Raw genomic sequence first — 4,993 nt, forward strand, 5'->3', positions numbered from 1 at the left:
GAGAAGCCGTCCAAATGGCCGCCCATTTTGCCGTCTCGTTCCAAGCCAACACCTCCGACGTTCATGCGCACGGAGATTGGCCCGTTCAGATCACCAGCGGCAGGAGGGGATCAGCGTCGCGCTTACGTTTCCACAGCCGATTGGTGCTGATCGGCATGCCGGCGTTCTTGCGGCTGTCTTGCAACAGAAACGGCCCGGGGCGCCGTTCCCATGTCTGCATCTCGGCCGCCAACTCGGGAAAGATCGGGCAGACGGGGCGCACGCCGGTCTTTTTCTGCCGCAGCCTGATCGTGTCGCCATGCACGTCATCCCAGCCCAGCGCACCACATCGCTGGCCCGCTGGCCCGTGTAGAATCCGAGGAACCATGCCCGCCGCAGCATCCCGGTCATGTTCGCTTCGGCAAAGGCGATTTGGGATGGCGTCCAAGGTTTGTGCCCATCTCCGGGCTCATAGGTTCCCACGCCCTGCGTAGGGTTGCGCGTCAGATGCCCGATCGGGCCGGTGGCCCAGCGGCACATGCTGCGCAACGCGTAAAGGACATTGTTCGCAGTCCCGGGCCTGTCCGCGCCGATCTTGGTCACCAGCGCTTCCACATCGGCGGGGGTCAGGTCGGCCGCAGGCAGGTTGCCCCAGACCTTTTTGACCATGGCAAGATGGCCCCGATAATACGCCTGCGTCGAGGGCGCCAATTTCCTGCGCAGGCCGGGCCATGCCGCGATATAGGCGTCGATCAGGGTGCCGATCGTATCCGTGCGCTCGGGCGTGCCTTCAAGCCTGCGGATCGCCGCCCAGAACTCGGGCGTGCGGGGATCATCGGGCAACCGGATGCGCGGCCCCTGCTGGGGGGTGCCCCCTGCCCGCCTGCCAGTAGAAATAGGGCCGCCCGCGTGCCGTGACCTTATGCACGCCGCGAGGCAAGTCGAACTTAAGGGCCATCGCGCAGCGCCTCGATGAAGGGGCTCGCCCGGTCCTGCGCACCTGGGGCCAGATGGGCCTCGACCTCGCGCCAGCACCAGCGCAGCGAACCGCCCGGCCGCCGGGGCTTGGGCAGCAAGCCGCGCTGCACCAGCCCGTCCAGCGTCGAAACGCTCATGCACAGCTCGGCCGCCAGTTCCTGTTTCGAGGGATAGGCCGGCGGCCGGTCACCAAAGACAGCGTGCTTCGCCATGCTCAAACCTTCTCGGCAATGGCTTGCCAGCCCTCGGCGCGCGCCTGGGCGGCCGTGGGGGCGGCAAAGTCGGTCATGATACCCCAGAGCCAGGCCCACGCGGTCTGCTGGGCCAGAAGCGCGCCCAGAGCCACCGCAAGGCAGGTGGCGAGGATCAGGACGGCGACGGTGAAGATGCCCAGCGTGGCGGCCAGAGCACGCATTACAGGCCTCGTGCTGGGCACCAGATCGGAACTCTTGCGTGGGTTCGCGGCCGCTCGCATCAGCCCATCCCCATCAGACGGCGAACGGTCAGCGCGTCGCGCAGCTCCTTGCCCAGCGCGGCCCGGCTGGGGTCGGCGCTGGCCTGCATCTCGGCAATCAGGCGATCCTGCTCGGCGCGGGATAGCGCGTAGATCCGTTGAATGGCCTTCTCGGCCTCGGCGGCAATGTCAGGGGTCATGCGTAACGCTCCAGGAAGGTGCGGGCCTGGGCGACCAGCGCGGCGCCCAAGGTGCAGGTGTTTTCGATGATGTCGCCGTCATTGGCGTTGAGGATCTTGACCGCCCAGGCGAGCGGCGTGGCAGCCGGGGCGGCGGCGATCTGGTCTTGCAAGGTGGTCAGTCGCCCCGCGCGCGCATCCCATGCCGCAGGATCATCCGCACGCTCGACCGCGTTCAGGGCGTCGATCAAGGCATGCGCCTGATGCCACAAAGCGAGAAGTTCCAAACCAGGGTCTGCGGCTGCGCCCAGCGCCGGGGCGTCCGCGCAGCGGCAGCCTATTGTCTGGGAAAGCTCAGTCCAGAACAGCGTCAGGTGCGGATTGTCCGCGCCCTCAAGATCACCCTGCCCGTAATTGGCCCAGGCAGCGGCCTTTCGCAGCACATCGTGGGGCGTGACGCTTGGCACCTGCATCAGGCGTTCCTCGACCGCCCAGCGCGCCTGCCAGGCGGTGGGATGGCGCGCGTCGTCGTCGCTGCTGGCATAGACGGCATTCTCGGCCCGCTTGGCAGCCTCCCAGCGATGAAACAGGCGCTGAACCGGTGTCGGGGCGAGCGCGCCCAGCGCTGCGCCAGGAAGCGCCACCATGACGGCGGGCATGGCGATCACGGTGCGACGGTTCATTGCGCACCCCCGATCAGCCGGGCGGTGGGCGGGATCAGCTTGGCCAGCACGGCCATGCCTTTGCCGGTGACAACAGCTTGGGTTTCGACGCGCTCGGAACCGTCCGGGCGGGTGAATGTCCGAAGACGGTGCGCCATGCGGCCGTCGGTGATCTTGTCGCTATAGGCTTGCAGTGGCGCGCTGGGAGCCTGCCGATAAACCCAGCGATGATTTTCGAGCCACTCGACCAGGGCATTCTGCCCGATGCCCAGCGCCTTGGCGGCCTCTCGAACGCCCAGCGTGCCCTCGGCCGAGGCAATGCGCTCCACGACCTGTTCGGCGACACGGGTGCGCTGGTCCATCGCTTGCAGGGTCGCCTTGGCTTCGATCAGCGCTGCGGCCATCAGCTGCGAGCCGGTCAGCGGCGCTGGAGCGCCGTCGGCGCGTTCCTGTTCCAGCTGCCGCCAGCGGTCCACCAGCCGGGCCGTGAACTCGGGGCAGAGCTGTGCGACCACCACGAAGCTATCGCGCTTGTTGACGAGGTAGACCGTGCCGGGACGCCCGCCCGATGACTTTTCACCCACCGGGGTAAAAGTGATGACGCTCTTCTCGGCCAGCCGTTCCATCGACTGCTTCACCTTGTCGTGGCGGCTGTCCACCAGATCGGCGATTTCACGGCTGCTCATCGTCAGCGGCCCGGCCGAGGGGACATTGAAGGATCCACCGTTCATTGCGCACCGCCGATCTGGCGAAGCTCGCCCAGCGCGATTTCAAGGCCGAGGATCGGCAGGCCGATGCGCTGGGCAGCCAGCATATCGAGGTGGGTCTGGATCAGCCGCGCAGCATGGGATGCACGCGCTTTGCTGGACCGGGACCGCGGGCCGGCTGCCGAAACCGGCAGGTTGCGTTTCTGGGAAGTTTCGTGGATATTCATGGGGAAATCCATTGCTTGTGGGCTTCAACATGGCCGGTGTCAGCGCGCCAACGCTGCCCGGCCGCTTTCATTTCAGGATTGCGGGCGATGGGCGTCGGCGGCCTGCATTTTCTCGCGAAGACACGCCACGATTTCGGCTCCTTGCGAGCGCAAATTCGCCAACGCCTTTTCTTCGACCCACGACTTCACATCCGTGGGGATATTGAGCTTGAATTGCACTTGCTGTTGCATCGTGAACCTCTTGGACAAGATATGTCCATTGGGATATTAAATGTCCGTTGCATCAAGGACAAATTCTGTCCAGATGGCACACATGCATGACGAGACGCCCCTTGTTCAGTTCAAGCTGCTGTTGCCCGCGCGCCTTAAGGACGCGATAGCAGCGATCGCCCAAGTGAAGCGCCGCAGCTTATCCCAGGAAATCGTCGCCACGCTCGAAGAACGATATCCTGGGGAGCAACAAGAGAGCATGGTAGTTGATCTTCCTTCAGGCATGTTGGAGCAGATCAAGCGTGCGGCTGACGCTCGTGGCAACTCAATCAACCAAGTCGTTGTTGATGTTCTGGAAAGAGAGTTTCCCCCACCCCAGCCCGATAGGGATATTCTTGGAGTTGCGATTGATCTTGCCCTTCCTGGCGTCCGGGCGGCATCGTCAGATGAAGAAGCGTTGCAAGCAATCGAAGCGGGTAACCGCGTGCTAGCCAAGACAAACCTTGGATGGCGCTTGGTCCTTACCCATGTGGGAGACAAAAGGGCTATCGGGTTCGCCGATGCCTGACAGCCCTCGTCTCGCCTGAAGCCCTGACGGCCAATTTCTGCATATACAAATATTGCACTGCGCCCTGAATTATCGTATATACAAATCATGATCATCGTCTGGGACGAACCGAAGCGACTGGCCAACATCGACAAGCACCGCCTGGACTTCGCCGATCTGGATGCCCAGTTCTTCGCATCCGCCACGGTGGTGCCGGCCAAGAGCGGGCGCTATGCCGCGATCGGCGTGCTGGCTGACGGGACCGTCACCACGATTTTTGTAACCTTGGGCACGGAAGCCATCTCGATCATCTCGATGCGCCGCGCCAGCAAGAAGGAAAGGGCGATACATGAGCAGGAAGTTTGACCCCGAACACGCGGCGGCCCAAGGTTACACCCGCGCCGATTGGGACGCGGTGGACAGCCCCGAGTTGACAGCCGAAGAGCTGGCCCAAGCGCGCCCATTCGCCGAGGTGTTTCCCGCGCTGGCCGAGAAGATCCATCGCGCCGGGCGCCCCCGGTCCAGCAATCCCAAGGTTCCGGTATCGCTGCGGCTGGACCAGGACGTGATCGAAGCCTTCAAGAAGCAAGGGCCGGGCTGGCAGTCGCGCATAAACGCCGCCCTGCGCGCGGCGGCCCACCTGCGCGCCACCGAATAGCAATCCCATGCCGACCGATCCTGATGACGCCCGGGATCTGGCGATGGCCTACTGGGAAAAGGGCGCCGCCAAGGCCAAGGTCCAGCCCGCCGACCAAGCAAAAGCCCCGGGCGGCGATCACCGCACCGGGGCGTTGGCGCCGCGCCGAGAGGATGATCCGGCCGCGCCATGACGGGGTTTTGGGGCACCGCTCCCCGGGCACTCGCCGTCTGATCCCGGATGCTTTGCGGGAGAAAACCGAACCCGCCGGGCGCATCCCGCCCAAGGTGTTGAACGGCTTGCAATAAGGACCCCGCTTCTGGGGTGATCGGCGTCCAAAAGGGACCCCACCGACCGGGGGTTGGGTCCATTGTGCCTTCGATGATTATCGGAGGCCGAGCACGGGATGCTGA

At 64.5% G+C, this 4,993-nt stretch carries 11 protein-coding genes; 5 read left to right on the plus strand and 6 right to left on the minus strand.

The window, feature by feature from the left end:
* Positions 1-85: 85 nt before the first annotated feature.
* The 6 genes from GL279_RS18875 to GL279_RS18900 form a co-directional block, all read right to left on the minus strand.
* A complete protein-coding gene (locus tag GL279_RS18875; protein WP_155066140.1) occupies positions 86-367 on the minus strand; it encodes a site-specific integrase in 282 nt (93 codons plus the stop codon).
* Between the two features lie 559 nt (positions 368-926).
* On the minus strand, positions 927-1,169 hold the full coding sequence (locus tag GL279_RS18880) for a helix-turn-helix transcriptional regulator (RefSeq protein ID WP_155066141.1): 243 nt from the start codon (positions 1,167-1,169) through the stop codon (positions 927-929).
* A 2-nt stretch (positions 1,170-1,171) separates the two neighbouring features.
* Positions 1,172-1,372, minus strand: a complete 201-nt coding sequence (locus GL279_RS18885) for a hypothetical protein (protein ID WP_155066142.1) — start codon at positions 1,370-1,372, stop codon at positions 1,172-1,174.
* A gap of 59 nt (positions 1,373-1,431) precedes the next feature.
* Entirely contained in the window at positions 1,432-1,611 is a 180-nt protein-coding gene (locus tag GL279_RS18890; RefSeq protein ID WP_155066143.1) for a hypothetical protein, read from the minus strand.
* Positions 1,608-2,258: a hypothetical protein gene (locus GL279_RS18895; protein WP_155066144.1), complete on the minus strand. Its 651-nt coding sequence runs from the start codon at positions 2,256-2,258 to the stop codon at positions 1,608-1,610. The genes GL279_RS18890 and GL279_RS18895 overlap by 4 nt, the downstream gene beginning before the upstream one ends.
* 11 nt (positions 2,259-2,269) lie before the next feature.
* Positions 2,270-2,983: a phage antirepressor KilAC domain-containing protein gene (locus GL279_RS18900; RefSeq protein ID WP_155066145.1), complete on the minus strand. Its 714-nt coding sequence runs from the start codon at positions 2,981-2,983 to the stop codon at positions 2,270-2,272.
* On the opposite strand from GL279_RS18900, the gene GL279_RS18905 reads away from it, so the two are divergent.
* The 5 genes from GL279_RS18905 (at position 2,983) to GL279_RS18925 (ending at position 4,773) form a co-directional block, all read left to right on the plus strand.
* A complete protein-coding gene (locus tag GL279_RS18905) occupies positions 2,983-3,507 on the plus strand; it encodes a hypothetical protein (RefSeq protein ID WP_155066146.1) in 525 nt (174 codons plus the stop codon). The two genes, GL279_RS18900 and GL279_RS18905, sit on opposite strands and share 1 nt — an antisense overlap.
* A complete protein-coding gene (locus GL279_RS18910; protein WP_155066147.1) occupies positions 3,500-3,964 on the plus strand; it encodes a hypothetical protein in 465 nt (154 codons plus the stop codon). Before GL279_RS18905 ends, GL279_RS18910 begins: the two co-directional genes overlap by 8 nt.
* 87 nt (positions 3,965-4,051) lie before the next feature.
* Entirely contained in the window at positions 4,052-4,309 is a 258-nt protein-coding gene (locus GL279_RS18915; RefSeq protein ID WP_155066148.1) for a BrnT family toxin, read from the plus strand.
* Positions 4,293-4,601, plus strand: coding sequence for a BrnA antitoxin family protein (locus tag GL279_RS18920; protein WP_155066149.1), 309 nt, complete (start codon positions 4,293-4,295; stop codon positions 4,599-4,601). The genes GL279_RS18915 and GL279_RS18920 overlap by 17 nt, the downstream gene beginning before the upstream one ends.
* 7 nt (positions 4,602-4,608) lie before the next feature.
* The gene (locus GL279_RS18925; protein ID WP_155066150.1) at positions 4,609-4,773 is read left to right on the plus strand and encodes a hypothetical protein; all 165 of its coding nucleotides are present in this window, start codon (positions 4,609-4,611) and stop codon (positions 4,771-4,773) included.
* Positions 4,774-4,993 lie beyond the last annotated feature (220 nt).

The organism is Paracoccus limosus (assembly GCF_009711185.1).
Classification (GTDB): Bacteria; Pseudomonadota; Alphaproteobacteria; order Rhodobacterales; family Rhodobacteraceae; genus Paracoccus; species Paracoccus limosus.